The organism is Subtercola endophyticus, assembly GCF_021044565.1.
GTDB classification, from domain to species: domain Bacteria; phylum Actinomycetota; class Actinomycetes; order Actinomycetales; family Microbacteriaceae; genus Subtercola; species Subtercola endophyticus.
In genome coordinates this window covers 3,851,542-3,865,247 of sequence record NZ_CP087997.1, presented here as the reverse complement: position 1 = coordinate 3,865,247, position 13,706 = coordinate 3,851,542, and the positions used below count along the sequence as shown (strand labels likewise).

The window sequence follows — 13,706 nt, the reverse complement described above, 5'->3', positions numbered from 1 at the left end:
CTGCCATGACCGCGAACCCCGACGACTTTCACGCCGCACTGACGCGGGCGTCGGCGGGCGCGCTCGAGTGGATCGACTCCATACCCGACCGTAAGGTCGCACCGAGCGCCAACGTCAACGAAATGCACGCCGTGTTCGCGGGCCCGCTGCAGGATTCCCCGACCGACCCCGCGACGGTGGTCGACGAGCTGGCGCGGCTCGCCGAGCCCGGGCTCATGGCGATGCCCTCCGGCCGCTTCTTCGGCTGGGTCATCGGCGGCACACTGCCCGCCTCGCTCGGCGCCGACTGGCTGGTCAGCGCCTGGGATCAGAACGCTGCGATGCGCTATGCCTCCCCCGCAACGGCGGCGATCGAGCAGGTCGCGGGCGAGTGGCTGCTCGAGGCGCTCGGCCTTCCTGCGACGGCCGAGCTCGGCTTCACCACCGGCGCGACCACGGCCAACTTCACCGGTCTCGCCCCCGCCCGGGCGTATCTGCTCGACCGCGTCGGCTGGGACGTGAACACGAAGGGCATGAGCGGCAGCCCGCGCATCACGGTGCTCGCCAGCGCCGAACGACACACCTCGGTCGACCTCGCCCTGCGATACCTCGGGTTCGGCGCGCCGAGCGTCGTTCCCGCCGATGACCAGGGGCGCATCGTGGTCGACGAGCTGCGCGCGGCCCTCGACGCCGTCGCGCACGAAGCGGCGACCCTCGGAGAGACGCCCGCCCCGATCATCCTGTGCCTGCAGGCGGGAAACCTGCACTCGGGCGCCTTCGACCCGATGGCCGAGGCCATTACGCTGGCGCACGAACGCGGCGCCTGGGTTCACGTCGATGGCGCCTTCGGGTTGTGGGCCGCCGCGAGCCCGTCGCTTCGGGCTCAGCTCGCGGGCGTCGAGCTCGCCGATTCCTGGGCGACGGATGCCCACAAGACCCTCAACGTGCCCTATGACTGTGGCGTGGCGATCGTGTCGCGCCCCGGCGTCGCGCGCGCCGCTCTCGGCACGCAGACCGCGTACCTGATCCGGGCGACGGGTGACGCGCCCGACCCGATGGATCTCACGCCCGAGATGTCGCGACGGGCGCGCGGGGTTCCCGTCTGGGCCGCGCTCAAACAGCTCGGCCGCAGCGGTCTTGTTGCACTGATCGACGGCCTGGTCGCGAACGCGCAGTCGCTCGCCACCGAACTCGCCGCGCTGCCCGGCGTCTCCGTATTGAACGACGTCGTCTTCACGCAGGTGTGCCTCAGCTTCGGCAGCGACGAGCGCACCCGCGAGGTCACCGCACGGCTCATCGCCGAGGGGGCGGTGTGGATGTCCGGGTCGAAGTGGAGCGGCCGCGACGTACTGCGCATCTCGGTCAGCAACTGGTCGACCGACGCCGCCGACGTGGCCTTCTCGGTCGCGGCGGTTCGCCGGGCGATGGAGCTGACGTGAGTGCCGCGCTCGGAACGCGGTAAAGGCTCTCTTCGACGAGTCCGAGTACCTCTCTGGCATGTGCATCACAACCAGCGCCGCGATTGGCGGGGCAGCCCGGTCGTGCCAAGCTGGTACACGAACGCGTCAACGGTGCTCGATCTCGACGGAAACCCCGTCGAGCCGGTCGAACGCACCGACGCCCGCGAGGCCGATGTCACCATCGGCGCCGACGGATTCTTGTACACCCGCGCCGACGACCAGACCGCCGGCTTCACGATCGGAGCCCAACTGTGAGCACTACCTCTTCTCTTTCGTCCACGGTGGGCGGTACGGATGCCCGCGAGCACGCTCTGCTCGAATCGGTGCCGAGCGGGCTGTTCATCGGCGGCAAGTGGGTCGACAGCGCGGACGGCTCGACTCTCGACGTGTTCGACCCGTCGACCGGCGCGCGCATCAAGACGATCGCGAGTGCGACTGCGGCAGACGGCATCGCCGCGCTCGACGCTGCGGTTGCGGCGCAGCAGAGCTGGGCATCCACTGCCCCGCGCGTGCGCGGCGAGATACTGCGGCGGGCGTTCGACCTGCTCACCGAGCGGGCAGACGACTTCGCGCTGCTGATGACGCTCGAAATGGGCAAGCCGCTCGCCGAGGCGCGCGGTGAGGTCACGTACGGCGGCGAGTTTTTGCGCTGGTTCAGCGAAGAGGCCGTGCGGGTGGCCGGGCGTTACGGGCAGAACCCCGAGGGCACCGGAACGATGGTGGTCTCGCAGCGCCCCGTCGGGCCGTGCTTTCTCATTACGCCGTGGAACTTTCCGCTCGCCATGGCCACGCGCAAGATCGCGCCCGCGCTGGCTGCCGGATGCACCGTGGTCATCAAGCCCGCGGCGCTGACTCCGCTCACCACCCTGGCGTTCGTGGCGCTGCTCGAAGAGGTCGGATTGCCCGCGGGAGTCGTGAACGTGCTCACCACGTCGAACTCGGCGGCCGTGTCAGACCCGATCATCGCCGACTCGCGCCTGCGTAAGCTCAGCTTCACGGGCTCGACGCCGGTGGGTGTGGCGCTCATGAAGCAGGCGGCCGACAACGTACTTCGCACCTCGATGGAGCTCGGCGGCAACGCCCCGTTCGTGGTGTTCGGCGACGCCGACCTCGACAAGGCGGTCGACGGGGCGGTGGCCGCGAAGTTCCGCAACACGGGGCAGGCCTGCACGGCCGCCAACCGGTTCATCGTGCACTCCTCGGTGGCCGGCGCCTTCGCTTCGCGGCTCAGTGAACGTGTCGGCGCGATGATCGTCGGGCGCGGAACCGGCGAGGGCGTGAACATCGGCCCGCTCATCAACGACAAGGCGGTCGACAAGGCCGACTCGCTCGTGCTCGACGCCATCTCTCGCGGCGCCCGCCTCGTGATCGGCGGCTCGCGCGTCGACGACACGAGCGGCAGTTTCTACGAGCCGACCGTGCTCACCGGCGTCACCCGCGACAGCGAGATTCTGCGCGAAGAGATCTTCGGGCCCGTCGTCACCATCGTCGAATTCGACTCCGAAGACGAGGCCGTCGAGCTCGCGAACGGCACCGAATACGGTCTCGCCGCCTACGTCTTCACCCAAGACCTCGCCCGCGGGCAGCGGATGATCGACCGCGTCGACACCGGAATGATGGGCCTGAACGTGGGCATCATCTCCAACGCCGCCGCGCCCTTCGGTGGCGTCAAGCAGTCGGGCCTCGGTCGCGAGGGTGGTCTCGAGGGCATCCACGAGTACCTCTCCACCAAGTACACCCTCATCCCCCGCTGACCCGCGCGCGCCCCTCCCGCGCGCGCCCCTCGGTTCGAAATCCAGTTGACGAAAAAGCCCCCAAATCTGCACTCTTGGGGGCCTTTTCGCAAAGTGGATCGGCGCGGGCGGGCTAGAAGAGGCGGCTCGGGGCGAGGGCGGAGCCCTCGAGGGTGAGCAGGAACTCCTTGCGCTCGAGGCCACCCGCGTATCCGGTCAGGGATCCGTTCGCGCCGACGACGCGGTGGCAGCCGACCATGATCGACAGGGGATTGTGCCCCACGGCCTGCCCGACCATCCGCGCCAGTGAACGGCCGCCGAGCCGTTCGGCGAGCTCGCCGTACGTGGTCGTCTCGCCATAGGGAACTTCTTGCAGCATCGCCCACACCTGCTCTTGAAACGGTGTTCCGGCGAGGGCCATCGGCACGTCGAACTCGCGGCGCTCCCCCGCAAGGTACTGGCGCAGCTGTGTCGCCGCCTCGGCGAGCAGTATGTCGTCGCCCTCGGCGACCGCCGGGCCGAACGCCCCGAAATCGGGCTTGGTCCAGTGCCCCGGAAAGTACACCCCGACCAGTGCATCAGCGCCATCGCCATCGCGGCGTTCGGCGACCAGGATGACCTCGCCGATCTGCGGCGTTCTGAGAATGCTGTGGCGAATGCTCATGTCACCCACGCTACCCGCCGCCCCCGAGCATCCACTGGCACCCATCGGACATCGCTGTGGCCACCTCAGTCGCGCATCACGGGCCGAGCAACGCCAGTGGAATCACCGCGATGCCGTCAGGCCGACGGTACGCTGCCTTACCCGTGGTGATAACTGCGGCATCGAGGAGGTCGTCGCCGATCTTCTCTCGAAGCCATTTCAGATGCCGAACGTCGTTGTCGTCGACCGTAGCCGCGAGCTTCACCTCGAGCGCCAGAACTTTTCCATCCTCTCTCTCGACAATCAGATCGATCTCGCGGTCACCGCTGTGGGTGCGCAGATGGCTTACCCGCCCGCCCGATGCTTGCGCACAGACGCGCACGCTGAGGGTGACGAGCGATTCGAAGAGCGCGCCGAGCAGGGGGCCATCACGCAGTTGCGGTACGCCGACATAAGCTCGATTGATGAGAGCGTCGGCTGAAACGCCCATCAGCCTGGCCGCTAGGGCGGGGTCGGCGAGCTGGTGTTTCGGCGCCTGGCCGAGCCGGCTGAGCCGGTTGCGCGTGGGAACCCACCCCGGCACTTCGTCGAGCAGCCACAATCGCGTCAGCACCTCTCGATAATCTTGTGCCGTGGTTTTCGCAGGCTTGGTCGAGTCACCTGCAGTGGCAGCGTGAAGAATCGCGTCTGAGGTTGCCGTGGTCGAACTGGCTGCGGCATACGCCGCCAGCCACGCCCGTAAGGCTGCCGGCCTTCTGACGGTAAACCCAGCCTCCGCGAAATCATGGTCGACGATCGCCGCGAGATATCCGTCGAGGGCCTTTCCCACGTGCACGCCTTCAAGCGCCCTGATGGCAGGAAAGCCCGATCGGGTTATCTCATCTGCATAAGCCGTGATGGTGACCGGGCTCTCGCCGGAGACGAGTGTCGCCGAATCGGCAAGGAGGTCGCGCATACTCACCGACGGCGTTGCGAGCTGGCGCTCAGAGAAGGCCATCGGTCTCATTCTCAAACGCACGATGCGCCCTGCTCCGGAATGAATGCGGCTATCGGTCGGGCTCGCGCTTCCCGTCAGAATGTAGCTGCCAGCCGTCGGATCGTCGTCGACGTTGCGGCGAATGGTGTCCCAGAGCGAGGGGAACAGCTGCCACTCATCGAGCAAGAGCGGGTGCTCGAGGCGCAACAGACGTGAAGGGTCAGCCTGAAGCAGAGCGCGTTCGTCGTCTCGGTCGACTCGAATAGTCGAACGAGAGATTCGGGAGGCAGTGGCGGTTTTACCCACTGCCTTAGGCCCATCAATCGCTACAGCTGGCAAACCAGCGATCGATTCCGAGAGCTCGGCATCGACAATTCGGGGAAGGTATGGCACAGGTGAAGAATACTCGGCATATTCACTAGTGAAGCGTCTAGCCATCACGGAGCACCACCCTTCCATATCACCGGCTCGAACCCCTCTTCACATCAAACGCTGCCATTTCGCAGCATCAAACTCTACCATTTCGCAGCATCAAACCATTCCATTTCGCAGCGTCAAACCATTCCGTTTCGCAGATTACCGCTAGTATCGAGCCATGACCGCGACCGTACCCGCCGACTACGCCCACCTGCTCGAAGACGCGAACTACGCGGCGCTCGGCACCATTCGGCCCGACGGAACGGTGCAGGTGAACCCCATGTGGTTCCTCTACGACGGTGAGGTGCTGCGCTTCACGCACACCACGAAGCGTGCCAAGTACCGCAACCTGCAGCTCAACCCCACGATGTCGCTGATGGTCATCGACCCGGCGAATCCGTTCCGCTATCTCGAGGTGCGCGGAAAGCTCATCGAAGCGGTGCCCGACCCCACCGGAGCGTTCTACGTCGTGCTCGGCAAGCGTTATGGCAACCCCGAGCAGACTCCGCCGCCCGACAGCGCCGACCGGGTCATTCTGGTGATGAGCATCGAGCACACCACCAGCCAGTAGCGTTCGGCGAGCATCCGGCAGGCGAGCGGATGCTCGGCAGCCCCCTTCGCCCCGACGCACCTGTACGCGGTATAGTATGTGCATGCCCGCCGTACGCGAACCGAAGACCCGCGAGCGACTGAGCCGCGAGGTACTCTCGGCCAGCGCGCTTGAACTCGCCGACCGCGAGGGGCTCGACGCCGTCACGATCAGGCGCGTCGCAACCGATAATTCGGTCACCCCGATGGCCCTGTACTGGCATTTCGCCGACAAAGAGGCACTGTTCGACGGCATCGCCGAGCGCATCTACGCCGAAGTGAAGCTGCCGGAGCCGGTCGCCGCGTGGGATGCCGATTTGCGCGCCGTACTCGTCGCGCTGCTCGAGGCCTTGCGCGGGCATCCGCTCGCCGCTGAGATGGTGCCGTCACGCATCATGAAGTCGGAGCCGGGCCTCGCCATCGCCGAGCGAGTGATCGCGCTGCTGCGTTCTGCCCGGTTCTCACCGGCCGAAGCCGCACAGACGGGAATGTTTTTGCTCTGCTCGATCGTCGAACTCGTCGCCATGGAGCCCGGTCACGACAAGCGGCTCGATGTCGACGCCCGTGACGCCGAGCTTCGCACGAAGCGGGCGACGCTCGAGTCGATGGACCCGAAGAAGTACCCAACCCTGCTCGAGTCGACCGAGTTCTTCTTGTTCTGCCCGAGCGAAGAGGTGTACTTCGCGCGCGGCATCGACTTTCTCGTGGCCGGCACCCGGGGCATCCAGCCCGCGTAGCCACGTCGAGCCGCGTCGCAGCTCGAGCGTCGGCCTCTCGCCGACCGGCTGGCAGGTAGTCGCAGTGCCTCCCGCTTCACGACGCGAAGGCTTAGCGTGGACTCATGGCTGAAACGCGTTCGGAGATCCGCGAGTTCTTGAGTTCTCGTCGCGCCCGCATCACTCCCGAGCAGGCGGGGCTGCCGGCGTACGGCGGCAATCGCCGGGTGCCGGGGCTGCGCCGCGAAGAGGTCGCGATGCTCACCGGCGTCTCGGTCGACTACTACGTTCGCCTCGAGCGCGGCGGCCTCGCCGGAGCCTCAGAGAGCGTTCTCGATGCGCTGGCCCGCACGTTGCGGCTCGACGAGGCCGAGCGCGAGTACCTCTTCGATCTGGCCCGTGCGGCCACACCGGTGCGGGTGCCACGGCAGCGCCCCGCTGCGTCGGTTCGACCCGCCGTGCTCCAGGTGCTCGAAGCGGTATCGGATGCCCCGGCCTGGGTTCGCAACGCACGCCACGACATTCTCGCGTCGAACACGATGGGCCGAGCGCTCTACTCCCCGGTGTTCGACGACCCGCGGCGCCCGGTGAACACCACCCGCTTCACCTATCTGAACCCCGCGGCGCGGCAGTTCTGGCGCGACTACGACCAGATCGCCAACGACGCGGCCGCGATGCTGCGGCTGGAGGCGGGCCGCCACCCGCATGACCCCCAGCTCATCAACCTCATCGGCGAGCTGTCGACGCAGAGCGAGGTCTTTCGCCAGCGCTGGGCGTCGCGAGACGTCATGCATCACCGCAGTGGGGTCAAGCGCATCCATCACCCGGTGGTCGGCGACCTCGACCTGAACTTCGAGTCGCTGGAGCTGCCGAGCGAGCCCGGCCTGGTGATGAACGTCTACACCGCGCCCGCCGGGTCGCCGACCGCCGACGCGCTCAAAGTGCTGGCGTCGTGGGCTGCCACTCAGCAGACGACCGGGGCCGCCGAGGGCGCCGAGGCCGAGCGCGAGGCACAAGCACTCTGACGTCGCCAGCGGCGACGACCGCGGATGCTCGGCTCCTGACTTTGCCGCATGCCGGTCGCTCTTGCCGCGCGCCGGTCGCTCTTGCCGCGCGCCGGTCGCCCGGGCCGCCGCCGCGCCGCCTCCCGCGCCGCCACCCGCACCGCCTCGCCGCCTTCCGATCACCTGGGCCGCCGCCGCGCCGCCCGCCGCGCCGCCGGGCAGTCAGTCGCGCGGCATCACGCGCAGCGTCGTTTCGAGCACATCGTCGCCCGTGATCGCCGCGATCGGTCCCGGCCCGAACCGGTCGTACTTGGCGTGCAGCGCGGCATCGAGCTCGGCCCTGACCGACGCATCGGCGAGCTCGAAGGTCACATCTTTCTCGACGCCGCCCGCGCTGATGCGCCCCACGCCGCTCGCCAGAGCGCGCCGAAACCAGCCGTTCTCGGGCCCGTGTGCCGAGCGGATGAACAGCGCGTCACCGAGCGTGGTGTGCCAGATGGTCGTGTAAGGCCGAAACGATCCATCCGGCCGCTGCGAAGCGACTCGCAGTTCGGTCGCCGCATCGATTTGCCGCAGTTCGTTCGTGGTCCAGGATGCCATTGCTACAGTCTCCTACTCCGCCGGATATTCTGCGTCTGTCAGTTTGTCGCCCCACACCGTTTCGGGTTCGCCGCCCTCGGGCGCAGGCGCCTCCCAGAGCGCGAGGTGGCACATGAAGTTGTCGGCGGTCGCCCCGTGCCAGTGCCACTCACCGGCCGGCGTGAAGACGGTGTCGCCGGGGTGCAGTTCGATGAGCTCTTCACCCCGCGACTGCACGTAGCCGAAACCCTCGGTCACGTGCAGCGTCTGGCCGACGGCATGCTTGTGCCAGGCGGTATGCGCGCCCGGAGTGAAGCGCACGAGATTGAGCCGAACACGCGACGGCTCCCGGCCCGCGTAGTAGGCGTTGAAATACACATCGCCGCTGAACCACTCGGCGGGGCCTTTGACGGTCGGGGTCTTCGACTGCTGGGCTGTGCTCATTCTTGTACTCCTTGTTTACTAGCCGAATTGTTTGCTGGCACGAATTGTTTGCTGGCACGAACCATTTCACGGCATCTCGAGCACGTGCGGGAGTTCCGGTCGTTACGGGTACCGGCAGTGCCCCCTTGCGTCGCCGTCTTGCTCGTTCGTCTTGCATTCCTATACGCTGCACATGTACGTTGTAAATGTACGACGTAAGCGTACGCCGCATAGCTCTACTGGAAGCCTCGGCTGGAAGAAGGACGAACAATGAGACGCAGCCCCTGGAGCACCCTGGTGGTGCTCGCGATCGCGCAGTTCATGGTGGTGCTCGACGTGACGATTGTGAACGTCGCACTGCCGAACATGCAGACCGACCTGAACTTCGCTCCGGATGATCTGCAGTGGGTCATCAGCGCATACACCCTGATCTTCGGTGGTTTTCTGCTGCTGGGCGGCCGCTCGGCCGACCTCATCGGGCGGCGGCGCGTCTTCGTCGCCGGACTCATCGTGTTCGCCCTCTCGTCGCTCGCGGCGGGGCTGGCGACGTCGCCGCTCGAGTTGATCGTCTTCCGCGGTGTGCAGGGCCTCGGCGGAGCGATGCTCTCGGCCTCGGCCCTGACCATCCTGATGGTCACGTTCGAGCACGGCCGGCGCCGCAACATCGCGCTCGGTGTGTGGGGCGGGCTCGCCGGACTCGGCGGCACCCTGGGCGCTATTCTCGGCGGCGTTCTGGTCGACGCACTCAGCTGGCGCTGGGTGTTCTTGGTGAACGTGCCGATCGGCGTGCTTGTTGTCATCGCGGCATTCCTCATCGTGCGGGAGAGTCGCGCCGAGACCACCGGTCGCCGCACCTTCGACGTGGCCGGCGCTGTGCTCAGCACAGCCGGACTGCTCGCCATTATGCTCGGCGTCATCCGCGCCGAACCGCTCGGCTGGGGGTCGATCGAGGTGATCGGGTTGCTCGCTGGCGGCGTGCTGCTGCTCGGTGCGTTCGTGTTCGTCGAGTCGCGGTCGGCCGCGCCGCTGATTCCGCTGCGGTTGTTCCGCACGCGCAGCCTGTCGCTCTCGGTCGTCGCGCTCGGGTTGAACAGCGCCGGGTTCCTCTCGATGTTCTTTCTCACCGCGATCTTCTTTCAGCAGGTGCGCGGGCTCTCGGCGCTCGACACCGGGCTTGCCTTTCTGCCGATGGGCATCGCCGCCATCGTGGGCGCCGTCGCGGCCTCACGCTTCGTGACGACGTTCGGCACGCGACCGGTGCAGATTGTGGCGGCGCTCATCAGCGTGGTCGGACTACTGCTGCTCTCCCGCGCCGACGCGACCGACGCCTACGCCACGAGCCTGCTGCCCGGGCTGGTGCTGTTCGGCCTCGGCATCACCGCGATGGGTGTTCCGGCCCAAGTGGCGGCGCAATCGAAGGTGCATCGTGATGACGCCGGTGCGGCATCCGGTGTTCTGAACGCCGGCTACCAGGTCGGCGGCGCGCTCGGGCTCGCGGTGATCACGACGCTGGCGACCTCGCACATCGCAGATGCGATGGCCGGCGGCACTGCTCCCGTCGCTGCGGCGGTCGACGGCTTCCAGTTCGGCCTGCTGGTCGCCGCGGTCTTCGCTGCGGCGAACATCGTGATCGCCCTGCTCTCCCCCACCGTCAAGGTCTCCCAAGCCGAGGCCACCGAAATCGCCGAGCTCGACCCCGTCGCGCTCTAGCTCTGCCATCTCGCGCGTCGAGTTTTGCCGCTTACAGCGTCGCTGTGCGGCAGAACTCGACGCGCGAAGTTGGTTGTAACGGGCGCAAGGTCCGGTCAGCGGTGCGAGCTCGGGCTCGGGCTCGGGTGCGAGCTCGGGCTCGGGCGCGGGCTCCAGCCGAGCAGCGGGCCGAGGCGGGTGGCCATGTCGGTGAGAATCTGCACGTAGTCGTCGTGCTCGAAGCTGAACGGCAGGGCGAAGACCACCTCATCGACACTGCAGAATCCGGCGTGGGCTCGCAGGGCATCCGCCAGCTGCTCGCTCGAGCCGACGATGTCGGGCGCGAAGAGCATACGGGCGGGGCCCTGCGGGCTGGTCGTGCGCGCGAAGCGGCTCTCGGCGTAGGCGTGGTATTTGGCTCGTTGCTCGGGCGTCGCAGTATCGGTCGGAATCACCACCAGCCCCTGCGAGGCCCGCGCGGCCTCCCCCAGCGGGTGCTTCGACCGGAACAGCGCGATCTGCGCGGCTTGAATACGCGCGAAGTCGTCGTCTTCTTCGGCCTTGATCACGCTGCTGCTCAGCAGGTTGAGCCCGTGCTCGCCGGCCCAGGCGGCCGACGAGAGGCTGCCGGCGCCGTACCAGATGCGGTCGATCAGGCCGGCGGCATGCGGCTGGATGCTCGTGGAGAACGTCTCGATTCCCTGGGTTCCTTCGAAAGTGCTCATGGCGTCGCCGCGCACCGCCGCGAGCAGCCGCTCGACCCGCTCGTACGTGAAGTTCTCTGCCGCCCACGAGTCGGGGTAAAGGTGCTCTTTGAGAGCGTCGTAGTGCATCGGCGGCCCGACGCTCACGCCCGGATTCAGCCGGCCGCCGCTCAGCACGTCGACCGTCGAGAGGTCTTCGGCGAGCCGGAACGGATTCTCGAGCCCGAGCGGAATCACCGCCGTGCCGAGCTCGATGCGGCTCGTTCGCTGCGTCGCGGCGGCGAGCACGGCCACCGGCGACGAGATGCCGTACTGCAGGTGCCGGTCGCGCAACCACGCGCTGTCGAAGCCGAGCTGTTCGCCGAGCTCGATGATGCGCAGCGTGCTCTCGTGTCCGCCCGAGGGGTCCGCGGGGTCGAACAGGCCGATCGTCAAGAATCCGAGCCGCGTGAGCGGGCGTGCAGCGTCAGTCATGGTCACCTCTCGCTATAACGCTACAGGCGCGACGAGTGCGCCCCGATCATCCGCCCGCCGTGAACAGCGGCAGGAAGCTCGTCGCCACCGCGGCGGTCATCAGGGTCAGTCCTTCGGGTTGATCAGGCAGAACGGATGCCCGGCCGGGTCGAGATACACCCGAAAAGTCTCCCCACCCGAACCCGTCGCGGTCGCCCCGATGTCGAGAACCTGCCGCTCGCCCACGTCGAGGTCGTCGACTTTGACATCGAAATGCATCTGCTGCGGCACCGCCTGACCCGGCCACTGCGGCGCGGTGTAGTCGTCGACCCGCTGAAATGCCACGATCGGCCGGCTGTCACCGGGCCCAGACCCCACCAGCTCGACCCAGTCCGCGTCTTCGACCACTTTCTCGAGTCCGAGCAGCTCGGCGTAGAACGCAGCGAGCGCGGCCGGGTCGGGGCAGTCCAGTACTACGACGTCGAGTGTGCCGATCATGCCTCGAGTATAAGTCGCATGCCCGCGCCCAGCTCCGGTCAATCGTGAGGGCGATTTCTCTCCGAAAGCGCAGATCTTGGGAGAGAAATCGCCCTCTCGATGCCGGTGGAGGGGGCGCGAAAGGTGGAGGGGGCGGGCACGGCGAGAGCGGATCGGGCTGCGCGACGACGCTGCCCGATCAGAACCCCGGCCAGCACCAGCGCCGTGCCCACCGCCTGCCGCCAGCCGAAGACCTCGCCCGCCACGAGGGTGCCGAGCAGCACGCCCGTCACCGGGTTGAGCAGCCCGACGAGCCCGACCGTGCCCGCCGGCAGGTGCCGCAAACCGGTGAACCATGCCACGAACGCGAGCGCCGTGGCAACAACGGTCACGTAGGCGAAGCCGATCGCCGCAGTGGGCGTTATCGACGGCGGCCCACCCTCCACGATCAGCGCGACGGGCAGCACCAGCAGCCCACCGGCGATGAGCTGCCACGAGGTGATGGCGAGCGTCTTCTGCCCGACCGCCCACTTCTTGGTGAGAATGAAGCCCACCGAGGAGAGCACCATCGCACTCAACGACGCAACCACGCCGAGCGGGTTGATGCTGCCACCACCGCCGAGCAGCATCACCACCACACCGGCGAACCCGACAACCGCACCGACCACCGGCAGCACCGTCGGCCGGTCGCCGAGCATCGGCCACGCCAGCAACAGCAGTACGGCGGCCGAGGTGGCCATGATGGTCGACGCCACACTCGACGGCAGCAGCTGCGACGCGAGGTAGATCAGCACGAAGAACGCCCCCACGTTGAGCGTGCCGAGCACGAGCGACTTGAGGTACCACGAGCCGCGCGGGCGCGATCGGGTGAGGGCGAGCAGCAGGATCCCCGCCGGCAGAGCGCGGATGACCGCACCCCACAGCGGATGATCGAGCGGCAGAAACTGGCGAGTCACAAAGTAGTTCGAACCCCACGCCACGGGCGCGATCGCTGTGACGAGCATCCACTTGTACCGCGAACGATCAGAGTTCATCGCGCCCATATAGCTTCCATGGAAGCGACTATACCTTCCTGGGAAGCTATAGTCGAGTCATGACGGAACTCGATCGCGTCGCGCGCATTCAGCACGATTGGCAGCGCGAGCGCCCCGACCTCGACGTGACCCCGCAGGGCGTCATCGGCCGCCTGCACCGGCTCGCCGCACACCTGACGACCGAGCTGACGGCGGTCTATGAGAAGCACGGCCTCGGCGAGGGCGAGTTCGATGTGCTCGCGGCGCTACGCCGTGCCGGCGCTCCCTACGAGCGGGCTCCCGGCGAACTGGCCGAACACACGATGGTCACCACCGGCGCCATGACGAAGCGGCTCGACCGCCTCGCGGCCGCCGGACTCGTGGAGCGCCGCAACGCCGATGGCGACGGGCGCCGCCGGGTCGTGGCGCTGACCCCGCGCGGTGTCAGCGTGATCGACGCCGCCTTCACCGACCACATGGCCAACGAGCGCCGCCTCGTCGACCAGCTGAGCGCCGCCGACCGCACCTCACTCGAGACCACACTCACCCGCTGGCTCGCGCTCTACGAGCCGCCTAGGCGAGGCTGATCATGCTGCGCATGCGGTCGCGCGCGGTGGTGGGCTCGAGCGCGTTCCACCTGATGTCGTAGCAGTGTTCGCGGCACACCGCGAAGCGAATCGGCAGGCCTCCCTCGGTGACGGTCACGTGTTCGTCGGCCGCGGCCGCGCAGGTTGCGACGAGGCATCCGGCAGCCAGAGGCCGTTGCCGATGCGTCGCGCCCTCGGGGTGCCGGCTGAGCAACTGCCACCCCTGCCAGAACTTGCGCGTGTTTCGTACCACCGCCGATGCCAC

15 protein-coding genes and 1 pseudogene are annotated in these 13,706 nt (G+C 67.6%); 8 read left to right on the top strand and 8 right to left on the bottom strand.

Annotated features, from left to right (window positions below; genetic code table 11):
* The first annotated feature begins 5 nt into the window (after window positions 1-5).
* The 3 genes and pseudogenes from LQ955_RS17900 (at window position 6) to LQ955_RS17890 (ending at window position 3,193) form a co-directional block, all read left to right on the top strand.
* Window positions 6-1,418 carry a pyridoxal phosphate-dependent decarboxylase family protein gene (locus tag LQ955_RS17900; RefSeq protein WP_231025836.1) on the top strand — a complete coding sequence of 471 codons (1,413 nt, stop codon included), beginning with the start codon at window positions 6-8 and terminating at the stop codon, window positions 1,416-1,418.
* Between the two features lie 45 nt (window positions 1,419-1,463).
* Window positions 1,464-1,694 (top strand): annotated as a pseudogene (locus tag LQ955_RS17895) (3,4-dihydroxyphenylacetate 2,3-dioxygenase); the annotation flags it as partial.
* The gene (locus tag LQ955_RS17890) at window positions 1,691-3,193 is read left to right on the top strand and encodes an NAD-dependent succinate-semialdehyde dehydrogenase (RefSeq protein ID WP_231025835.1); all 1,503 of its coding nucleotides are present in this window, start codon (window positions 1,691-1,693) and stop codon (window positions 3,191-3,193) included. The pseudogene LQ955_RS17895 and the gene LQ955_RS17890, both read left to right, overlap by 4 nt.
* A gap of 112 nt (window positions 3,194-3,305) precedes the next feature.
* Here LQ955_RS17890 and LQ955_RS17885 read toward each other — a convergent pair whose 3' ends face one another.
* On the bottom strand, window positions 3,306-3,836 hold the full coding sequence (locus LQ955_RS17885) for a methylated-DNA--[protein]-cysteine S-methyltransferase (RefSeq protein ID WP_231025834.1): 531 nt from the start codon (window positions 3,834-3,836) through the stop codon (window positions 3,306-3,308).
* Window positions 3,837-3,912: 76 nt separating this feature from the next.
* Window positions 3,913-5,229 carry an ATP-binding protein gene (locus tag LQ955_RS17880; protein WP_313788362.1) on the bottom strand — a complete coding sequence of 439 codons (1,317 nt, stop codon included), beginning with the start codon at window positions 5,227-5,229 and terminating at the stop codon, window positions 3,913-3,915.
* 157 nt (window positions 5,230-5,386) lie between these two features.
* Between LQ955_RS17880 and LQ955_RS17875 the strand changes: the two genes are divergently transcribed.
* The 3 genes from LQ955_RS17875 (at window position 5,387) to LQ955_RS17865 (ending at window position 7,537) form a co-directional block, all read left to right on the top strand.
* Window positions 5,387-5,779, top strand: coding sequence for a PPOX class F420-dependent oxidoreductase (locus tag LQ955_RS17875; protein WP_231025832.1), 393 nt, complete (start codon window positions 5,387-5,389; stop codon window positions 5,777-5,779).
* Between the two features lie 82 nt (window positions 5,780-5,861).
* Window positions 5,862-6,533 (top strand): TetR/AcrR family transcriptional regulator, encoded by a 672-nt coding sequence (locus LQ955_RS17870; protein WP_231025831.1) that lies wholly within the window; start codon window positions 5,862-5,864, stop codon window positions 6,531-6,533.
* A 104-nt stretch (window positions 6,534-6,637) separates the two neighbouring features.
* Window positions 6,638-7,537 carry a helix-turn-helix transcriptional regulator gene (locus LQ955_RS17865; RefSeq protein ID WP_231025830.1) on the top strand — a complete coding sequence of 300 codons (900 nt, stop codon included), beginning with the start codon at window positions 6,638-6,640 and terminating at the stop codon, window positions 7,535-7,537.
* A 201-nt stretch (window positions 7,538-7,738) separates the two neighbouring features.
* Here LQ955_RS17865 and LQ955_RS17860 read toward each other — a convergent pair whose 3' ends face one another.
* Together LQ955_RS17860 and LQ955_RS17855 are read right to left on the bottom strand one after the other, a co-directional pair.
* Window positions 7,739-8,116, bottom strand: a complete 378-nt coding sequence (locus tag LQ955_RS17860; RefSeq protein ID WP_231025829.1) for a DUF2255 family protein — start codon at window positions 8,114-8,116, stop codon at window positions 7,739-7,741.
* A gap of 12 nt (window positions 8,117-8,128) precedes the next feature.
* Complete coding sequence (locus LQ955_RS17855; protein WP_231025828.1) at window positions 8,129-8,539, bottom strand: (R)-mandelonitrile lyase; 411 nt, start codon at window positions 8,537-8,539, stop codon at window positions 8,129-8,131.
* 249 nt (window positions 8,540-8,788) lie between these two features.
* Here LQ955_RS17855 and LQ955_RS17850 point away from each other — a divergent pair, with 249 nt between their 5' ends.
* Window positions 8,789-10,228, top strand: a complete 1,440-nt coding sequence (locus LQ955_RS17850) for an MFS transporter (protein ID WP_231025827.1) — start codon at window positions 8,789-8,791, stop codon at window positions 10,226-10,228.
* Window positions 10,229-10,323: 95 nt separating this feature from the next.
* Here LQ955_RS17850 and LQ955_RS17845 read toward each other — a convergent pair whose 3' ends face one another.
* The 3 genes from LQ955_RS17845 to LQ955_RS17835 all read right to left on the bottom strand — a co-directional run bounded on the left by LQ955_RS17845 (window position 10,324) and on the right by LQ955_RS17835 (window position 12,875).
* Window positions 10,324-11,385 (bottom strand): LLM class flavin-dependent oxidoreductase, encoded by a 1,062-nt coding sequence (locus LQ955_RS17845; RefSeq protein ID WP_231025826.1) that lies wholly within the window; start codon window positions 11,383-11,385, stop codon window positions 10,324-10,326.
* Window positions 11,386-11,490: 105 nt separating this feature from the next.
* A complete protein-coding gene (locus LQ955_RS17840) occupies window positions 11,491-11,862 on the bottom strand; it encodes a VOC family protein (protein ID WP_231025825.1) in 372 nt (123 codons plus the stop codon).
* A gap of 38 nt (window positions 11,863-11,900) precedes the next feature.
* The gene (locus LQ955_RS17835) at window positions 11,901-12,875 is read right to left on the bottom strand and encodes a DMT family transporter (RefSeq protein ID WP_231025824.1); all 975 of its coding nucleotides are present in this window, start codon (window positions 12,873-12,875) and stop codon (window positions 11,901-11,903) included.
* 59 nt (window positions 12,876-12,934) lie between these two features.
* Here LQ955_RS17835 and LQ955_RS17830 point away from each other — a divergent pair, with 59 nt between their 5' ends.
* On the top strand, window positions 12,935-13,441 hold the full coding sequence (locus LQ955_RS17830) for a MarR family winged helix-turn-helix transcriptional regulator (protein ID WP_231025823.1): 507 nt from the start codon (window positions 12,935-12,937) through the stop codon (window positions 13,439-13,441).
* Here the strand turns inward: LQ955_RS17830 and LQ955_RS17825 are convergent.
* Window positions 13,428-13,706, bottom strand: coding sequence for a hypothetical protein (locus LQ955_RS17825; protein WP_231025822.1), 279 nt, complete (start codon window positions 13,704-13,706; stop codon window positions 13,428-13,430). The genes LQ955_RS17830 and LQ955_RS17825 overlap by 14 nt on opposite strands.

What these genes read in the sequence shown, in the direction of transcription:
- LQ955_RS17850 (WP_231025827.1), top strand. Translation starts at nt 8,789, where the DNA reads ATGAGACGCAGCCCCTGGAGCACCCTGGTGGTGCTCGCGATCGCGCAG.
- LQ955_RS17875 (WP_231025832.1), top strand. Translation starts at nt 5,387, where the DNA reads ATGACCGCGACCGTACCCGCCGACTACGCCCACCTGCTCGAAGACGCG.
- LQ955_RS17835 (WP_231025824.1), bottom strand. Translation starts at nt 12,875, where the DNA reads ATGAACTCTGATCGTTCGCGGTACAAGTGGATGCTCGTCACAGCGATC.
- LQ955_RS17855 (WP_231025828.1), bottom strand. Translation starts at nt 8,539, where the DNA reads ATGAGCACAGCCCAGCAGTCGAAGACCCCGACCGTCAAAGGCCCCGCC.
- LQ955_RS17880 (WP_313788362.1), bottom strand. Translation starts at nt 5,229, where the DNA reads ATGGCTAGACGCTTCACTAGTGAATATGCCGAGTATTCTTCACCTGTG.
- LQ955_RS17830 (WP_231025823.1), top strand. Translation starts at nt 12,935, where the DNA reads ATGACGGAACTCGATCGCGTCGCGCGCATTCAGCACGATTGGCAGCGC.
- LQ955_RS17845 (WP_231025826.1), bottom strand. Translation starts at nt 11,385, where the DNA reads ATGACTGACGCTGCACGCCCGCTCACGCGGCTCGGATTCTTGACGATC.
- LQ955_RS17885 (WP_231025834.1), bottom strand. Translation starts at nt 3,836, where the DNA reads ATGAGCATTCGCCACAGCATTCTCAGAACGCCGCAGATCGGCGAGGTC.
- LQ955_RS17900 (WP_231025836.1), top strand. Translation starts at nt 6, where the DNA reads ATGACCGCGAACCCCGACGACTTTCACGCCGCACTGACGCGGGCGTCG.
- LQ955_RS17865 (WP_231025830.1), top strand. Translation starts at nt 6,638, where the DNA reads ATGGCTGAAACGCGTTCGGAGATCCGCGAGTTCTTGAGTTCTCGTCGC.
- LQ955_RS17870 (WP_231025831.1), top strand. Translation starts at nt 5,862, where the DNA reads ATGCCCGCCGTACGCGAACCGAAGACCCGCGAGCGACTGAGCCGCGAG.
- LQ955_RS17840 (WP_231025825.1), bottom strand. Translation starts at nt 11,862, where the DNA reads ATGATCGGCACACTCGACGTCGTAGTACTGGACTGCCCCGACCCGGCC.
- LQ955_RS17860 (WP_231025829.1), bottom strand. Translation starts at nt 8,116, where the DNA reads ATGGCATCCTGGACCACGAACGAACTGCGGCAAATCGATGCGGCGACC.